Below are 18534 nucleotides of genomic sequence, written 5' to 3' on the forward strand. Positions count from 1 at the left end.
GAAGAATGACTGTAGGAGCGAGCCTGCTCGCGATGGGGCCCGGTCAGCCACCACAAAACCCAGGTCAAAAAAAACCCGCATCTCTCGATGCGGGTTTTTTCATCCAGCGCCTATCAGGCAGCCGGTTCCAGCTCGGCGGCGACTGCGGCAGGCACTACCGCCTGACCGCTCAACGCCAGGTCCAGCAGTTCGCGGTTGGCCACCGCGTACATGGCGTAGTCGGTGCCGCTGGCGGCACGGATTTCCACCAGCATGACGCGCCAGCGTTCGATCATGCTTTCGTGCTGCGCCATCCACAGGGAGAGCCGTGTTTCCACGTCCTGGGTGCCGTCGCCCTGTTGCAGGACCGAGATGGTGATCGCGCGTTGCTGCCAGTCGACGTCATCGCGGAACGCTTCACGGGCCAGGGCCTGCCAGTTGTTTTCAACCGGCAGAGCGCTGATCTGTTGGATGTACCAGGTGATGTCCAGCGCGCTGCCCACGGCGAAGTAAGCCTTGGCCACCTCAGCCGGGTCCTGGCCAGTCACGTCGGAAGCCTCGATGATCGGCAGCAGGGTATACAGGTGCGAGGTACCAGCCACCATACGCGCCAGAAGCTCCGGAACACCGGCTTCGACGTAAGCCTGATAACGGCTCTGCCAGGTTTCACGGATCTCGCCACTGAGCAACTCGTCAAGCTTCAGACCCAACTCCTTCAGGTGCGGACCGAAGTGGGCGACATCGCGGGCAGCATTCTGCTCATTGCGACGGGCACGCAGGAACCAGCGCGTCGCGCGACGCCCCAGACGCATCAGCTCGTCCATCAGCTCCAGTTGCACGTCGGCGGAGACCTGGTAGTCCAGGTTCTCGATCTGACGGAACCAGTGCGGGAGATGGAAAATGTCACGCACGATCACATAAGCGCCGGCCACGTTCGCCGGGCTCATGCCGGTCGACTCTTTGAGTCGTTGAACGAAGGTGATGCCCATGTGGTTGACCAGATCGTTGGCGATCTGGGTGCTGACGATTTCGCGCTTCAGGCGGTGACGACGCATCGCCGCGGAGAACTTGCTCACCAGGGTTGGCGGGAAAGCGGTTTCCATGTCGCGGGTCAGGTAGTCGTCGTCCGGCACCAGGGAGCCCAGCAACTGCTCCTTGAGGTCGATCTTGCTGTAGGAGATCAGCACCGACAGCTCGGCACGGGTCAGGCCATGGCCTTCGGCAATGCGCTCGTTGATGGCTTCTTCAGCCGGGAGGAACTCGATGGCGCGATCCAGCTTGCCGCGGCCTTCCAGATCGTTCATCAGGCGCTTGTATTCGGCAATCCGCGGCAATGCACGGCGGGCTGCCAGAGACAGGGCCTGAGTCTGCTTGTAGTTGTTGCCCAGCACCAGACCACCGACTTCGTCGGTCATGCTCGCCAGCAACTCATTACGTTGCTTGTCGGTCATGTCGCCGGCCTGAACCACTTCGTTCAGCAGGATCTTGATGTTCACTTCGTGGTCGGAGCAATCCACGCCACCGGCGTTGTCGATGAAGTCGGTGTTGGAACCGCCGCCATTGAGGCCGAACTCGACGCGACCCAGTTGGGTCATGCCCAGGTTACCGCCCTCGCCCACGACTTTGCAGCGCAGTTCGTTGCCGTTCACGCGCAGCGCATCGTTGGCCTTGTCGCCGACATCGGCGTGGCTTTCAGTGCTGGCCTTGACGTAAGTACCGATACCGCCGTTCCACAGCAGATCCACCGGTGCCTTGAGCAAGGCATTGAGCAGTTCGGTCGGTGTCAGCTTGTCGGCCTTGATGTCGAAGCGTTCCTGCATTTGCGGGGAAATCGCAATGCTCTTCGCGCTACGGGAGAAAATGCCGCCACCTTCGGACATCAGGCTGGTGTCGTAGTCCGACCAGGCCGAACGTGGCAGGTCGAACAGGCGCTGACGCTCGGCGAAGCTGCTGGCTGGTTCAGGGTTCGGGTCGATGAAGATGTGCAGGTGGTTGAACGCTGCGACCAGTTGCAGCTTGTCGGACATCAGCAAGCCGTTACCGAACACGTCGCCGGCCATGTCGCCGACGCCCACCACGGTGATGCTGTCTTCCTGGACATTGATGCCGCGCTCGCGGAAGTGGCGCTGTACGCCAACCCACGCGCCCTTGGCGGTGATGCCCATTTTCTTGTGGTCGTAACCGGCCGAACCACCGGACGCAAACGCGTCACCCAGCCAGAAGCCGTAGTCGATGGCGATGCCGTTGGCGATGTCGGAGAAGGTCGCAGTGCCCTTGTCCGCGGCCACCACCAGGTACGGGTCATCGTGGTCATGACGCACGACGTTGGCCGGCGGCACCAGGGCGCCGTCTTTCAGGTTGTCGGTGATGTCCAACAAGCCCGAAATGAAGATGCGGTAGCAGGCGATGCCCTCGGCCGCGATCTCGTCACGGCTGCCGCCCAGTGGCAGGCGACGCGGCAGGAAGCCGCCCTTCGCACCCACCGGCACGATCACCGAGTTCTTCACTTGCTGGGCTTTTACCAGGCCCAGGACTTCGGTACGGAAGTCTTCTTCACGGTCGGACCAGCGCAGGCCACCGCGAGCCACGTTGCCGAAGCGCAGGTGTACGCCTTCGACGCGCGGCGAGTAAACGAAGATTTCGAACTTCGGAACCGGCTTCGGCAGTTCAGGGATCAAGTGCGGGTTGAACTTGAAGCTGAAGTACGACTTGTTATGGCCGTTGGCGTCGGTCTGGTAGAAGTTGGTGCGCAGGGTGGCCTTGATCAGGTCCAGGTAGCGACGCAGGATGCGGTCTTCGTTCAGTACCTGGACGTCGTCCAGGGCGCTGAGGATCGCGTGTTCCAGGCGTTGCTGCTTGTCGTCCAGATCGTCGCCGGTCAGCTTGCGCGCCAGGTAGAAACGGGTCTTGAACAACCGGGTCAGCTCGCGAGCGATGTCGGTGTGGTTGTTCAGGGTGCTGGCGATGTAGCCCAGGTCGAAGCCCAGACGAATCTGCTTCATGTAGCGGGCGTAGGCACGCAGCAGCGCAACGTCGCGCCATGGCAGGCCGGCGGTCAGCACCAGACGGTTGAACGCGTCGTTCTCGGCTTCGCCACGCACGATGTGGACAAAGGCGTCCTGCAGCGTGTCGTTGAGTTGCTGGATGTCGAGTTCCAGGCCTTCGGCGGCAGTGAACGCGAAGTCGTGAATCCAGAACTCGCGGCCACTGTTGTGGCGCAGGCGGTACGGGAACTCACCCAGCACGCGCAGGCCGAGGTTTTCCAGGATCGGCAGCACGTCGGACAGCGCCAGCGGGGTATCGGCGTGGTACAGCTTGCAGTGCAGCATGCGCTGGCCGGACACCTGGCCCAGCGGCTGGTAGAAGCTCATCACCAGCGGATTTTTTTCGTTCAGGCTCAGCAGATGCTGCATATCGACCACAGCCGAATGCGCTGCGAAACGCTCGCGGTAACCGGCCGGGAAGCCTTTCGGGAAGTCGGCCAGCACGTTGGTGCCATGGGCTTCACCGAAGCTTTCAACAGTCAGGGCGGCGTAGTCGTCCTGCCAGCTGCGGCAGGCCTGCACCACTTCTTTTTCCAGCAGCAGCGGGTCGATGTCGAGGCGGTTTTTCGGGTCGACGCGCAGGATCAGTTGCACGCGGGCCAGCACGGACTCGGAGAAGAAGGTCCAGAACTCGCAATCGGTCGCTTTCAGGCGATCCATCAGCACTTGCTGGATCTTCTGGCGCACTTCGGTGGAATAGATGTCGCGCGGCACGTAGGCCAGGCAGTAGCAGAAACGACCGTATGGATCTTTGCGCAGGAACACGCGAATCTTGTTGCGTTCCTGGATCTGCACGATCGACATCACGGTGCTGAACAGCTCGTCCACCGGGGTCTGGAACAGATCGTCGCGCGGCAGCACTTCGAGCACCTGTGCCAGTTCCTTGCCCAGGTGAGCCTTGGCCTGGAAGCCGGAGCGGCGTTCGATTTCCTCGACCTTGCGGCGGATGTACGGGATGACCCGCACGCTCTCGCCATACACCGACGAGGTGTACAGGCCCATGAAACGGCATTCCTTGATGACCTTGCCGTCGGCGTCGATTTCGCGGATCGACACGAAATCCGGGTAAGCCGGACGGTGGACACGGCTTGGGTGCGAAGCCTTGGCGAACGACAGCAGGGTCGGTTCGCGCAGGTAGTTCACGGCGTAGTCTTCGATACGCAGGTCATCGTAGGTCAGACCGGTACGCAGCAGCTTGGTCAGGCCAAGGAAGGAGTCCTTGTCATAGACGATGTGGCCGCCATCGGCTTCATCGCTGACCACAAACTCTTCGTAGCCGAGGAAGGTGAAGTGGTTACCCACCAGCCATTCCAGGAAGCTCTTTATTTCGCTCTTCTCATCGCCATCGACGGCGAACCGGCTGTTGTCCAGCATGGTCAGGATGTCCTGGACCTTGGCCTTCATCGGCTCGAAATCACCGACGGCCACGCGGACTTCACCGAGCACCTGCTCCAGCTCTTTGCTCAGCACATTGAGCTCGGCGGTGTTGGCGCAGCGGTCAATTTCCAGGTACATCAGCGACTCTTGCTGAATGTCGTCGCCCTGGGTGCCTTTAGGCAGGATTTCCAGCAACTCGCCCTTGCTGCCACGACGCACGCTCAGCACGGTGGTTTGCAGGGTATGGATGCTGTAGCCGCGGCGGTTCAGCTCGGTACGCACCGAGTCCACCAGGAAAGGCAGGTCGTGGTGCAGCACTTCGACCGCGGTGTGGGTCGACTGCCAGCCGTGGCGTTCGTAATCGGGGTTGTAGACGCGCACTTGCGGCTGCGCGTGATCGAAGCGCTCAAGCAGGCGCCATGCAGAAAGGGTGCAACCAGCAAGGTCGGACAACCGACGCTGGGTCAGCTCGTCAAGGGAAATGATGCCGAAGAATTGTTCAGCGAACAGCGCCACTTGTGGCAGTGCCTGTTCACTGATGTGCTGCGCCAGTGCCGCTTGCAGTTGGTGCTGGAAGTCGGCTTTGCTGGCTGCGGTGAAGAACGCCATCTGTGGTACTCCGCTTGGGCTTGTTATTGATGGAAGCGTCGCGCGAAACCCCTTTCGGGGCTACGTTTCAAAGCTAGCCGTCACCCTGTTCCTGATTCTCGGGCAGAGGAAACAGGGTGACAGGTGGGTGAAGCTGGACGAGACACTCAGGTCACATTCACCTTCCGTGAATGGGCATCTGCAAAAACGACTGGACTGCGTGCAGCGCAATGTCTTTACGGGTGCTCATCCGTTGCGCAGCTTAACCAGTGCGGCAAGGCCCGTGCTTGCGGTGCTGCGACATATTCGGTCATCGGTACGCAGCTCAAGGCATGCGCATCGAACAACACTAGCATTTGCACAGGAAAATGACGGTTTTCCGTCCGGTTTTACGGGACATTCGTACCAGAAATGACCAGTAACACTCTGTCCGCCCACGACCCGGTCATCGACACTCAACCAAGCAGAAATGTGCGCGGGCTGGCAGAATCGCCCTTTGCTGCGTTTACCACGCCCGTCGAGCCAGGAATTTCCCATGAAAATGAAAACCGCCCTCTTGATCGTCAACCCTTGCGACGACGAAGAAGACAACATGGCCATGCTGTGCTGCCACAGCGAACAGGGCGAAATGTTCCTGATGAGCCGCTACCCCGATGAAGACGAGCTGGAAATCACCCTCGACGGCGAGCCTTCGACCCTTGATGGCGTGAAAGTCACCCTCAGCCCTTCCCTGCTGAAGATCGAAATTGCGGCTGCCGATGCCGATGTGCTGAATGGGGATGATGTGCTGGAAATCACCTTCGACCCGGACATGGTGGATTTGGCTGAAGTTGAGCTGACCTTGAAGACTATTCTTGATGGCACTGGCACCTTTATCCGCCAGATTTGAGGTGTTTGATCTGCCCTCGTCGCGAGCAGGCTCACTCCTACAGTTGATCGTCGTACACCGTCAATGCAGGAGTGAGCCTGCTCGCGATGGGGCCGGTACAGCCACCCAGCCGCTCCACTGCTACAAAAATCCAGCAATTGCCCCAACCATTTCCCGCACTTTGCGCAAAATGCCGTTAGTCGCCGCCCCCCGCGATGGATTAAAGTAACGCCCCCAGCCCTGGCGTATTTCCAACGTCCTCGGCCACCCTTTTGCAGGAACAGTCATCGATGGAACATCGTGAAGCGCTGCTGGCGCTGCGAACCTTTCTTTCAACGCAGATTCTCGGCCAGGAAAAGCTCATCGAGCGCTTGCTCATCGCCCTGCTCGCCGACGGCCATATGCTGGTCGAGGGGGCTCCCGGCCTGGCCAAGACCAAGGCCATCAAAGAACTTGCCGAAGGCATCGAAGCTCAGTTCCACCGCATCCAGTTCACCCCCGACCTGTTGCCAGCCGACATTACCGGCACGGAAATCTACCGCCCGGAAACCGGCAGCTTCGTGTTCCAGCAAGGCCCGATCTTCCACAACCTCGTGTTGGCGGATGAAATCAACCGTGCCCCGGCCAAGGTCCAGTCAGCCTTGCTCGAAGCCATGGGCGAGCGGCAAGTCAGTGTCGGGCGCAGCACCTATGAGCTGTCGCCGCTGTTCCTGGTGATGGCCACGCAGAACCCGATCGAGCAGGAAGGCACCTACCCGCTGCCGGAAGCCCAGCTCGACCGCTTCCTGATGCATGTGAAGATCGGTTTCCCGGACGCGACGGTTGAACGCAAGATCCTGCAACAGGCCCGTGGCGAAGCGCTCAACGGCGAAGCGAAGCCTGAGCGTCGGGTGACTCAACAGACGATTTTTGTCGCGCGCAAGGAAATCCTCGGTCTGTACATGGCCGACGCCGTGGAGGAATACCTGGTGCAGCTGGTCATGGCCACTCGCACCCCGGCCAAGTTCGATCCGGAGATGGCCGAGTGGATCGCCTACGGCGCCAGCCCCCGCGGTTCGATTGCCCTGGACCGCTGCGCCCGCGCCCACGCCTGGCTGGCCGGACGCGATTTCGTCAGCCCCGAGGATATCCAGGCCGTGCTGTTCGACGTGCTGCGTCATCGCATCATTCTTTCCTTTGAAGCCGAAGCCGCTGGCATCGATCAGGACCGTGTGGTCCAGCGGATTCTCGACGTCGTAGCCGTCGCTTGACCCCGATGAACGCCAGCCTGCCGCCCGAGCCGGGCATCCGCGTCAGCCTCGCCGACCTGATCGAGATGCGCCATCGCGTGCGCGAAGTGCAGCTGTTTTCCACGCCGAGCCAACGCAGCCCGCTGATCGGCCTGCACCATTCCAAATTGCGCGGGCGTGGCGTCGACTTCGATCAGGTGCGGGTCTATCAGGCCGGCGACGATGTGCGCACCATTGACTGGCGCGTGACTGCGCGTACCCAGGAGCCACACACCAAGCTGTTCCACGAAGAACGTGAGCGGCCGATTTTCATCATGGTCGAACAAAGCCGCCGGCTGTTTTTCGGTTCGGGCCTGATGTTCAAGTCGGTGCTCGCCGCCCAGGCCGCGAGCCTGATCGGTTGGGCGGCCCTGGGGCACAACGACCGGGTCGGCGGCCTGGTGTATGGCGACAATGTGCATTACGAAATCAAGCCTCGGCGCAGCAAGCAAAGCCTGCTGCAGTTGCTCAACCGGCTGGTGCGGGTCAACCAGTCGCTGACCACCGAAGGCGAACCGGACCGCGACGCCTTCGGTATCGCCCTGCGCCGCGCCCGGGAAGTGTCACGCCCGGGCAGTCTGGTGATCGTGATTTGCGATGAACGCGCCCTGTCGGACAGTGCCGAGCAACAGCTGAGCCTGTTATCGCGCCATTGCGACCTGTTGCTGCTGCCGCTGTCCGATCCGCTGGATCATGCCCTGCCCGCCGCCGGCCTTTTACGTTTCGCCGAGCGCGGTGCGCAACTGGAGCTCGACACGCTGAATTTCGACCTGCGCCAGACCTACCGGGCCCAGGCCGAAGCACGCATCGCTCGCTGGGAGCTGCTCGCGCAAAAACTGCGGGTGCTGATGATGCCCCTGAGCACCCAGAGCGAGATGGTCGAGCAATTGCGCGAATACCTGAACCCACAGAATGCGGGGAAAGGTCGATGAGCAGCCTTGACCAACTGCAACCACTGATATCCCCGCCACCGGTGGAGTTCTGGCCTCCGGCACCGGGTTGGTGGCTGCTGCTTCTGTTGGTGCCACTGATCGGTTTTGGCCTGTGGAAGCTGCGGCACTTCATTCCACGCAAACGCCCGGTGGTACGCGCCGAACAGCCGCTGGACCCGGTGCGCCTGGCCGCCCTGGCCGAGCTGGCCTTGATGCCCAAACCCTACGACGGTGCGCCGGCCGGTGCCTGGCTGCAGCAACTCAACGGTTTACTCAAGCGCCTGTGCCGCAACCACTACCCCTACAGCCAGAGCCACACCCTCAACGGCCGCAAGTGGCTGGCATTCCTCGACAATCGGTGTCCGGCAGCCGGGCTGACCCGCTGGATGGTGCTGGTCGAAGGCGCCTACAAACCCGAATGCAAACTCGACGACAAGGCCATCGCCGGCCTGACCCAGGCCGTCGACACATGGATTCGCAAGCATGTTTGAGTTCGCCTGGCCGTGGATCTTCGCCCTGTTGCCGCTGCCGTGGCTGATGCGCATCGTATTGCCGGTGGCCGACAGTGGCGAACCGGCGCTCAAGGTCAGCTTCCTCAGCGATCTGGAAGGCCTCGCCGGGCGTCGCGCCCGGGCCAACCTGCCGGCATGGCGCCAGCAGGCACCCTTCATACTGCTGTGGCTGTTGCTGTTGCTCGCGGCGGCGCGCCCACAGTGGCTCGGCGAACCCTTGCCGATTGCCGCCAGCGGCCGTGACTTGCTGGTGGCGGTGGACGTTTCCGGTTCCATGGACTTCCCTGACATGCAGTGGCAGGACGAAGAAGTGAGTCGACTGGCGCTGGTCCAGCACTTGCTCGGCGATTTCCTCGAAAGCCGCGAAGGTGACCGGGTCGGCCTGATCCTGTTCGGTAGCCAGGCCTACCTGCAAGCGCCGTTGACTTTCGACCGCCATACCGTACGCGTCTGGCTCGACGAAGCGCGCATTGGTATTGCCGGCAAAAACACCGCCATCGGCGATGCCATCGGTCTGGCCCTCAAGCGCCTGCGCTCGCGCCCGGCAACCAGCCGCGTGCTGATTCTGGTCACCGACGGCGCCAACAATGGCGGTGAAATCGACCCGCTTACCGCTGCGCGGCTGGCGGCCAGGGAAGGCGTGAAAATCTACCCGATCGGCATCGGTGCCGATCCGGAGCAAAGCGGCTCCGTGGGCTTGCTCGGTGTCAATCCGAGCCTGGACCTTGACGAGCCGTCCCTCAAAGCCATCGCCGAAGCCACCGGCGGCCAGTATTTCCGCGCCCACGATGGCAACGAACTGCAATCGATCAAGGACACCCTTGACCAACTCGAGCCCGTGGCCCAGCAACCGACCCAGGCCCGCCCGGCCCAAGCCTTGTATCACTGGCCACTGGCCCTGGCGCTGTGGTTGAGCATGCTGCTGCTGGCCCCCGTACTCTGGCCGGACAACCCGTTGCAACGCTTGCTTACCAAGGATCTGTTTTTGCAGACGCAATTGCTGCCCGACTGGCGCCAGCGGCTCAAACGCCTGCGCCTGCGGAGGCGCCGATGAGTGCGCTGTGGCCTTACTGGTTCCGCCCCTGGTGGCTGTTGTTGCTGCCGGTGCTTGGCTGGCTGCTCTGGCAACTCTGGCATCGCAAGAAGCGCGCCGGGCGCTGGCAGATGATCCTGCCACCGGCCTTTCACGCAGCACTGCTCAGCGGTGGCAGTGGTCGCGACAGTAAATTGCCCTGGATCGCCCTCGGTCTGGCGTGGCTGTTGACCGTGCTCGCCTTGTTGGGTCCGAGCTGGCAGCGTGTCGAGCAGACCAGTCAAAAGCCCGCCGACCCGCTGGTGGTGATTCTCGAGCTGACCCCGGAAATGCTCGCCACCGACGTCACGCCCAACCGACTCGAACAGGCACGACGCAAGCTGCTTGATCTGCTGCAGATTCGCAGCGACGCGCAAACCGCCATCGTCGTCTACGCCGGCAGTGCCCACACGCTTGTACCGCTGTCAGATGATCTTTCCACCAGCCGCAATCTGCTGGATGCACTGAAACCGTCGTTGATGCCGGAGGCCGGTCATCGCGCCGATCTGGCGGTGCTCAAGGCCCTCTCGCTGCTCGATCAGGCTGCTTTGGGCGACGGCCGGATCCTGCTGATCGGTTCGTCCCTGACCGACCAGGAGCGGCTGGGCATCCGCCGCGCGCTGATCGGCAAATCGACTCAATTGCTGATGCTCGGCATCGGCACCGCCGAAGGCTCGCCGATCACCCAAGAGGACGGCAGCTTCCTCAAGGACGAACAAGGCGCAATCCTCGTGCCGCGCCTCGACGAGCCCGGCTTGAAAAATTTTGCCAGTGACCTGGATGGGCGCTATCGCCAGGCGCGCCTGGACGATAGCGACCTGCACGCCCTTGGCCTGCTCGACGGTCCACGCCACTTGCGCAACGACGGTCAGACCTTGCGCCTGGACACCTGGGCCGATCAGGGTTACTGGCTGCTGCTGCCACTGTTGCTGCTCGCGGCCTGCGCGGGACGTCGCGGTTGGCTGCTGTGCCTGCCACTGCTATTGGCGCTGCCTCAACCGAGCTACGCCTTCGACCTCGCGGACCTTTGGCTGCGCCCTGATCAACAAGGCCTGCATTTACTCAAGCAGAAGCGCCCCGCCCAGGCCTCGCGACGTTTCGAAAACCATCAGTGGCAAGGCGTGGCGCTCTATGAGGCCGGCGACTACACGGGCGCCGCCGAGCGGTTTGCCGAAGGCGACGATGCCCACGCCCACTACAATCGAGGCAATGCCCTGGCCAAAAGCGGTGAACTGGAGGCTGCACTGGACGCTTACGAGCAGGCACTGGAGCGTCAACCGGATCTGCGTCCGGCACTGACCAACAAGGCGCTGGTCGAACGTCTGCTCAAGGAGAAAAACACGCCACCCCCTCCTGAGCCAGACGCCAGCAACGCCCGGACCGAAGCCGAATCCCGGGAGCCGCCGCCCGGTGCCGCCGCCCAGCCCTCGAGCAGCGGCGAACCGAAAACCGAGGGGCAACCGCCCCGCCCGGGTGAGGAGCAACAGCACACCAGAGCGCCGAAACCGGGGACCAACGAGGTACCGGGCAGCGAACTGGGTGACGAACAACACACCACACCGCCCTTGCGCCCGGCCACCGACAGCATCGAAGGTGAACAGCGCCAGGCACTGGAGCAGTGGCTGCGACAGATCCCGGATGACCCCGGTGAACTGCTCAGGCGCAAATTCTGGTACGAACAGCAACAACATCAGGATCAGGAAGAAACTCGATGACCCGCTTCACCGTTTTATTGCTCGCGCTGCTGCATGGCCTGTTGTTCTGCACGGTTCAGGCACAGGCAGCAGAACTGGTCGCCAGTGTTGATCGCAGTCGCCTGAGCTCGGGCGAGACGGTCGAGCTGACCCTGGAATCAAGTGATGTCACCCAGTTCGGCAAACCTGACCTGGCAGCGCTTGAGCCTTTGTTCGAAGTACGCGGCACACGCCAGGTCAACCAGCTGAACACCCTGAGCGGTGAAAACCAGGCCACTACTCGCTGGATCGTCACCCTTTTGCCCCGGCAAAACGGCAGCGTGGTGATTCCGTCACTGCAACTGGGTGAACTGCAGAGCCAGCCGATCACCCTGCAAGTGGTCGAGAGCGAAACACCGGACATCCCGGACAAGCGTGCCGCGGTGTTCATTGATGCCAGCCTCGATCAAACCAGCGTGTACGTACAGGCCCAGGCGGTTCTGACCCTGCGCATCTACCATTCGGTATCGCTGTACGACGACAGCAGCCTGCCACCCTTGCAGATACCTGACGCGCGCATCGAACAATTGGGCGAATCGCGCACCTACGAAAAAGACATCGACGGCCTGCGCCACGGCGTGATCGAAATGCGCTACGCGATCTACCCGCAACACAGTGGCGAACTGATCATTCCGGCACAGGTCTTCAACGCCGCGCTGGTCGACCCGCAACCGGTACAGGACGCCGCCCAGGGACCGAAAGCCGGCAAGCTGATGCGCGTCACTTCGGCCGAACTGTTGTTGACGGTCAAGGCCAAGCCCATCACCTATCCGGCCGATGCCCCCTGGCTGCCAGCGCGCAGCCTGACCCTGAGCGAAAGCTGGAACCCGGAGCCGGATCACACTCAGGTCGGTGATTCACTGACCCGCAGCCTGACGGTAAAAGCCGAAGGCTTGTCCAGCACCCAACTGCCACCGCTGCCCGGCACCGATGTCGGTGGTCTGCGTCGTTACCCGGATCAACCGGTGCTCGGCAACCAGAACAGCGAACGCGGCCTGGTCGGCAGCCGTGAAGACCGCGAGGCCCTGGTGCCGACACGGACCGGCGCCATCGAATTGCCCACCGTCGACGTGGTCTGGTGGAACACCTTTGAAGACCATCTGGAACACAGCAGCCTGCCGGCTCGCACACTGCACGTGACGGCCAACCCGAGCCTGATGGTCGACACCCCCGCCGGTGCCTCACCGGTCGATGCCGGCACCGACAGCGAAGCAATCTGGCGCTGGAAACTCAGCACCCTGATCCTGGCCTGCACCACCCTGCTCGGCTTCGGTCTCTGGTGGCGTGGCCGCTGGCAACCGGCGGTGGCGCGAGTCGCTCAAACCGGCCCGAGCCCGCGCACCGTACTCGACGACCTCAAGCGCGCGTGCCAGGCCAACGATTCCCACGCCACCCGCCAGGCCCTCGACGCCTGGGCCCGCCAACAACCGGAAACCCTGGCCGACATGGCCGCCCGCTTCGTGCCACTGTCCAACGCCCTCGACGGCCTGAACGGCGCGCTGTACAGCGAAACCGGCCAGTACTGGCAAGGTGACGAGTTGTGGCGGGCGATCAAGGCGATCCCGATGGCCGAACGGGTGCAGGACCCGGTCGGTGACAGTGGGTTGCCGCCGCTTTATCCCAAATAATCTAAAAGCAGCGTCAGTAACTGACTCTGGCGCTGCTTCTGTATGGAATTGCTCATGCGTCTGTTTCACACCTCCGACTGGCACCTCGGGCAGAACCTGCACGGCCAGGATCGCGATTTCGAACACGGCTGTTTTCTCGAGTGGCTGTTGCGCCTGCTGAAACTGGATCAACCGGACGTACTGTTGATCGCCGGCGATATCTTCGACACGGTCAATCCGCCAGTCAAAGCCCAGGAACGCCTCTACGACTTCATCGTCAGCGCCCACGAACAGCAGCCGTTGCTGACCATCGTGATGATCGCCGGCAACCACGATTCCGGCTCGCGGATCGAACTGCCCGCACCCTTGATGCGGCGCTTACGCACTCATGCGCTCGGTCGTGTGCTGTGGCTGGACGACGGGCAACTGGATGCCGAGCGCTTGCTACTGCCCTTACCCGACGCCAATGGTGAAGTCGCCGGCTGGTGCCTGGCGCTGCCGTTCCTGCGCCCGGCGGAAGTCACCGGCGCGCATTTGGGCGACAACTACCTGCGCGGGATCGGTCAGGTTCACGAATGGCTGATCGAAGCGGCCAATGCCAAACGCCAGCCGGGCCAGGCACTGATCGCCATCAGCCACGCACACATGGCCGGCGGCTCGGTGTCGGAAGACTCCGAGCGCAGCCTGATCATCGGCAATGCCGAAGCCCTGCCCGCCAGCCTGTTCGGGCCGAGCATCAGCTACGTCGCCCTCGGTCACTTGCACAAGCCGCAGAAGGTCAATGGCGAAGAACGCATCCGCTACAGCGGCTCGCCGATCCCGTTGTCATTCTCCGAGATCAGCTATCAGCACCAGATTCTCGACATCAAGCTCGACGGCGAAACCCTGGTTAGCGTCGAACCGAAACTGATCCCCCGCGCGGTCAACCTGCAGCGCATCGGCCCGGCGCCATTGAGCGAGATCCTGCTGCAACTGGCGGACCTGCCGAACATCGACCTGTTGGCCGAGATCCAGCGCCAGCCTTGGCTGGAGGTGCGGGTGCGCCTCGACGAACCGCAGCCCGACCTGCGCAATCAAGTGGAAACCGCCCTGCAAGGCAAGGCCGTGCGTCTGGTGCGCATCGCCGCCGAGTACGCCGGCAACGGCGGCCGTGACGGTGCCGACAAAGGCAGCACGCTGATCGAACTGGACCAGCTCACGCCTCAAGAACTGTTCAGCCGCGCCTGGCAGGACAACTACGGCAGCGAGGTGGACGAGCAGACCCTCAAGGACTTTGCCGAGCTGCTGCAGGACGTGCAGATGGAGAGCGAACAACCATGAAAATCCTCGCGATCCGCCTGAAAAACCTCGCCTCGCTGGCCGGGCCATTTGAAATCGACTTCACCGCCGAACCCCTGGCCAGTGCCGGACTGTTCGCCATCACCGGCCCCACCGGCGCCGGCAAAAGCACCCTGCTCGATGCCCTGTGCCTGGCACTGTTTGGCGCCGTACCGCGCCTGAACAACACCGGCCGCGACGCCAAGGTGCCGGACGCCGACGGCGAAATCGCTACCGGCGACCCGCGCACCCTGCTGCGTCGCGGCACGGGTGAAGGCTATGCGGAAGTGGATTTCGTCGGTGTCGACGGCCGTCGTTATCGCGCCCGCTGGGAGGCCAATCGTGCCCGGGAAAAGGCCGCCGGCAAGCTACAGGCCAGCCGCCAGAGTTTGCGCGACATCGATCAGGATCAATTGCTCGCCAGCCAGAAAGGCGAATACAAGACTCAGCTCGAAGCCGCGCTAGGCCTGAATTTCGAACAGTTCACCCGCGCGGTGATGTTGGCGCAAAGCGAGTTCAGCGCGTTCCTCAAGGCTGACGACAACGACCGCAGCGAACTGCTGGAAAAACTCACCGACACGGCGCTCTACACGCGCCTGGGTCGTCGCGCCTTCGACAAGACCAAGGAAGCCCGCGAGGCGCACAAGCTGCTGCAGGATCAGGCCAGTGGTGTGACGCCGCTGTCACCCGAAGCCCGTGCGGAACTGGATGCACGCTTCAACGAAGCACAGCAGCAGCTCAAGGCCCGGCAGGCGCAACTCAAACAGCTTGAACTGCAGGACACCTGGCTCAAGGACCTGCGTCGCTTGCAGGACGAACATCTGGCTGCGACTGAACAGCTGCAATCGGCACAGACCCACTGGGAAGCCCTTTTCAGTGAGCGCTTGAGGCTCACTCGCCTCGAACAACTGGCCCCGCAACGGCACCAGTTCGCCCGTAAAGCCGAGGTCGATGCGCTGCTGACACCCTTGGCAACGCACATTGCCCTGCACACGCAGCAGCACGGCGAACTCGGCGAGCGCCAGACGCAGCTTGAGCAGCAACTAAGCAGCGCCCGGATCGCCTTGAGCGAAACCCAACAGCGACAAACCGACAGCACGCCGTTGCTGCGTCAGGCCTTCGAAGCGCAAAGCACCCTCGCCCGCCTCGCCAAGGACACCGCCCTCAGCGCCGAAGCCAGGCAACAGGCGCAACAGGCCTGCACCCAGGGCCTGGGCACGATCCAGACCTTGCTCGATCAGCAAGCCCGTGGCGCCGCGGACTTGCAGCGCATCGCCACCGGCCTGGAGCAAAGCACTCATCTGGCACCGTTGAGCGATGCCTGGAATGCCTACCGTGATCGCCTGCAACAGTTGATGTTGATCGGCAACCGGATGAATCAGGGCCAGACCGAACTGGCCAGCCTCGAACACAACGCCGCGAGCACCGAACAAGCGCTGACCGCGCAGAAGCAACAACTGGAGGTGCTGTTCAAGGAGGCCGGCGCCGAACCGGATGCCGTCGCCGAGCAGATCGGCATCCTGGGCAGCCTGTTGCAGGATAACCGCAAGCAACTGCGCGCCGTCGAAGACCTTGCGCGCCTGTGGGCCAGCCAGCAGGACCTGGACAAACGCGGTGCCGAGCTGCAACAACGCCAGCTCACCGCGCAGCAGGAACGTGAACGCCTGACCCAGGACGGGGTCAAGGCCAAGGCTGATCTGAGTGTTGCCGAGCAGACCCTCAACGTCACGCGCGAACTGCTGGAGCGTCAGCGTCTGGCGCGCAGTGCCAGTGTCGAAGAGCTGCGCGCGCAGTTGCAGGATGACCAGCCTTGCCCGGTCTGCGGCAGCAACGAGCATCCCTATCATCAGCCCGAAGCCCTGCTGCAAAGCCTCGGTCGTTTTGATGAAAGCGAACAGGCCAACGCGCAAAAGGCCGTCGACCTGCTCAAGGAAAAGCTCACCGACCTGCGCGCCGAAGTCGGCGGGCTGATCGCCCAGCAAAAGGAACTGCTGCAACAGCAGGAGCAACTGGCGACCCAGCAGCAGGCCCTCGCCCCGAGCCTGGAAGCTCACCCACTGGCGGCCCAACTGCTGAACCAGGATGCCGCCAAACGCGACGCCTGGCTTATCCAGCAAAACAGCCAGCTCAACCAGAGCATCAGCCAGGACGAGCAACGGCAGAGCGCGCTGCTCACCCTGCAACAGGATGCCGCACGCCTGACCCAGCAACTGCGCCATGCCGAAACCGCACACCAGCAAGCGGCCCAGCACCTGAGCAATCAACAGCGCGAACTGGACAACGACCGCCAGCGCCTGGACGAAGAACTCAAGGCATTCGCCAGCCTGCTGCCGGCCGACACCCTGCAAGCACTGCGCGTCGAACCGGCCGCGACCTTCATGCAACTCGACCGGCAGATCGCCGAGCGCCTGGCGCAACTCGAGCAACAAAAGGAAGAACTGGCCGAGCAGCAACAGCGCCAGCAAAACCTGGAGAAGGAACAGGACCGCCAGCAAAGCCGCGTGCAGCAATTGCAGACCGCCGAACAGCAGTTCACCGAGCTGGCCGAGCAGCAACAGGCGAGCCAGCACACACTCGGGCAATTGCTCGGCGAGCACAGCAGCGCCGAGCACTGGCAGCAGCAACTGGAACAGGCCGTGGAACAGGCACGCAGCGCCGAAACCACGACCGGCCAGGCCCTGCAAAACGTCCACACGCAATCAGTGCAAATCGCCGCCGAGCTCAAGGCCCAGCAGGAGCGCTTGCACGCACTGCAAGGCGAAGAACGTGAGCTCGCCGGCAAGATCGGCGACTGGCGGGCTCGCCATCCCGAACTGGATGACGGCGGCCTCGAAGACTTGCTGCGCGTCGACGATGCCCAGGTCAGCGAACTGCGCCAGCGCTTGCAGCACAGCGAAAAAGCCATCGAACAGGCCAATGTGCTGGTGCAGGAGCGCGACAAGCGTTTGCTCGATCACCAGGCGCAACACAACGGCAACCTCGATGCCGAGCAACTGGCCAGTGCGCTGGTCGACCTGCAAAACCTCGCCGCCACCAGCGAGCAACACTGCGCCGAACTGCGCGCCGAGCAGGCCGAGGATCAGCGCCGGCAAAACGCCAATCAGGCCCTGGCGCAGCAGATTGCCGATGCCTACAACGAGTACCAACGCTGGGCACGCCTGAACGCGTTGATCGGCTCCGCCACCGGCGACACCTTCCGCAAGATCGCCCAAGCCTACAACCTCGACCTGCTGGTGCATCACGCCAACGTGCAATTGCGCCAACTGGTGCGCCGCTATCGCCTCAAGCGCGGCGGCAGCATGCTCGGCTTGCTGGTGATGGACACCGAAATGGGCGACGAACTGCGTTCGGTGCATTCGCTGTCCGGCGGCGAGACCTTCCTGGTCTCGCTGGCGCTGGCCCTGGGCTTGGCGTCGATGGCGTCGAGCACGTTGAAAATCGAGTCGCTGTTCATCGACGAAGGCTTCGGCAGCCTCGATCCGGAATCCCTGCAACTGGCCATGGACGCCCTCGACGGTTTGCAGGCCCAAGGGCGCAAGGTCGCGGTGATTTCCCACGTACAGGAAATGCATGAACGGATTCCGGTGCAGATTCAGGTCCAACGTCAGGGCAACGGCCTGAGTACCCTGGAGGTGAAATGAACACCCTGTATTCCTTCCGCCGCTGCCCATACGCCATGCGCGCACGCATGGCCCTGCGTTATTCGGGCGTGGCCGTGGACATCGTCGAAGTCAGCCTGAAAGCCAAGCCCTCCGAAATGCTCGCGCTGTCGGGCAAAGGCACGGTGCCGGTGCTCAGCGCCGATGACAGGGTGATCGACGAAAGCCTCGACATCATGCGCTGGGCCCTGGCACAGAACGATCCGCAGGACTGGTTGCTCAAGGCTGATCCTGCTGCTGCGGCACAAATCGCCTCCCTGATCGAACACAACGATCAGGTGTTCAAAGTGCACTTGAATCGCTACAAGTACGCCGAGCGTTATCCCGAGCAGCCGATGGAGGTTTATCGCGGCGAGGGTGAGGTGTTTTTGCAAAGGCTGGATGATTTGCTGGAGGGACGCGACTACTTGCTGGCCGATCATCCAAGCCTGGCCGATGTAGCGTTGATGCCCTTCGTGCGCCAGTTCGCCCACGTCGACCGCGAATGGTTCGCGCAGACACCGTATCGACGGTTGCAGGATTGGTTGCAGCGGTTTCTGGAGTCGGAACTCTTTACCTCAATCATGAAGAAATAGGCC

Annotated in this window: 11 protein-coding genes; 10 read left to right on the plus strand and 1 reads right to left on the minus strand. The window is 62.6% G+C overall.

From position 1 onward, the window contains the following. Positions 1-113 precede the first annotated feature (113 nt). Positions 114-5009, minus strand: coding sequence for an NAD-glutamate dehydrogenase (locus ACM6J5_RS14650; RefSeq protein WP_414928815.1), 4896 nt, complete (start codon positions 5007-5009; stop codon positions 114-116). A gap of 514 nt (positions 5010-5523) precedes the next feature. Between ACM6J5_RS14650 and ACM6J5_RS14655 the strand changes: the two genes are divergently transcribed. From ACM6J5_RS14655 to ACM6J5_RS14700, 10 genes are all read left to right on the plus strand, one after another. Further along, on the plus strand, positions 5524-5877 hold the full coding sequence (locus ACM6J5_RS14655) for a hypothetical protein (RefSeq protein WP_150672931.1): 354 nt from the start codon (positions 5524-5526) through the stop codon (positions 5875-5877). Between the two features lie 269 nt (positions 5878-6146). Further along, complete coding sequence (locus ACM6J5_RS14660; protein WP_008049510.1) at positions 6147-7106, plus strand: AAA family ATPase; 960 nt, start codon at positions 6147-6149, stop codon at positions 7104-7106. Positions 7107-7111: 5 nt separating this feature from the next. Next, the gene (locus ACM6J5_RS14665; protein ID WP_095944799.1) at positions 7112-8056 is read left to right on the plus strand and encodes a DUF58 domain-containing protein; all 945 of its coding nucleotides are present in this window, start codon (positions 7112-7114) and stop codon (positions 8054-8056) included. Further along, on the plus strand, positions 8053-8547 hold the full coding sequence (locus tag ACM6J5_RS14670; protein WP_095944800.1) for a DUF4381 domain-containing protein: 495 nt from the start codon (positions 8053-8055) through the stop codon (positions 8545-8547). The genes ACM6J5_RS14665 and ACM6J5_RS14670 overlap by 4 nt, the downstream gene beginning before the upstream one ends. Further along, positions 8540-9622, plus strand: a complete 1083-nt coding sequence (locus ACM6J5_RS14675; protein ID WP_095944801.1) for a vWA domain-containing protein — start codon at positions 8540-8542, stop codon at positions 9620-9622. The genes ACM6J5_RS14670 and ACM6J5_RS14675 overlap by 8 nt, the downstream gene beginning before the upstream one ends. Then, positions 9619-11355: a tetratricopeptide repeat protein gene (locus ACM6J5_RS14680; RefSeq protein WP_150672933.1), complete on the plus strand. Its 1737-nt coding sequence runs from the start codon at positions 9619-9621 to the stop codon at positions 11353-11355. The genes ACM6J5_RS14675 and ACM6J5_RS14680 overlap by 4 nt, the downstream gene beginning before the upstream one ends. Beyond that, complete coding sequence (locus tag ACM6J5_RS14685) at positions 11352-13001, plus strand: BatD family protein (RefSeq protein WP_414928816.1); 1650 nt, start codon at positions 11352-11354, stop codon at positions 12999-13001. The genes ACM6J5_RS14680 and ACM6J5_RS14685 overlap by 4 nt, the downstream gene beginning before the upstream one ends. A gap of 54 nt (positions 13002-13055) precedes the next feature. Next, entirely contained in the window at positions 13056-14300 is a 1245-nt protein-coding gene (locus tag ACM6J5_RS14690) for an exonuclease SbcCD subunit D C-terminal domain-containing protein (protein WP_414928817.1), read from the plus strand. Continuing rightward, entirely contained in the window at positions 14297-17938 is a 3642-nt protein-coding gene (locus ACM6J5_RS14695; protein WP_414928818.1) for an AAA family ATPase, read from the plus strand. Before ACM6J5_RS14690 ends, ACM6J5_RS14695 begins: the two co-directional genes overlap by 4 nt. Continuing rightward, the gene (locus tag ACM6J5_RS14700; RefSeq protein WP_414928819.1) at positions 17935-18531 is read left to right on the plus strand and encodes a glutathione S-transferase; all 597 of its coding nucleotides are present in this window, start codon (positions 17935-17937) and stop codon (positions 18529-18531) included. Before ACM6J5_RS14695 ends, ACM6J5_RS14700 begins: the two co-directional genes overlap by 4 nt. The last annotated feature ends 3 nt before the right edge of the window (positions 18532-18534 follow it).

This window comes from Pseudomonas sp. IT-P74, assembly GCF_949768175.1.
Classification (GTDB): Bacteria; Pseudomonadota; Gammaproteobacteria; order Pseudomonadales; family Pseudomonadaceae; genus Aquipseudomonas.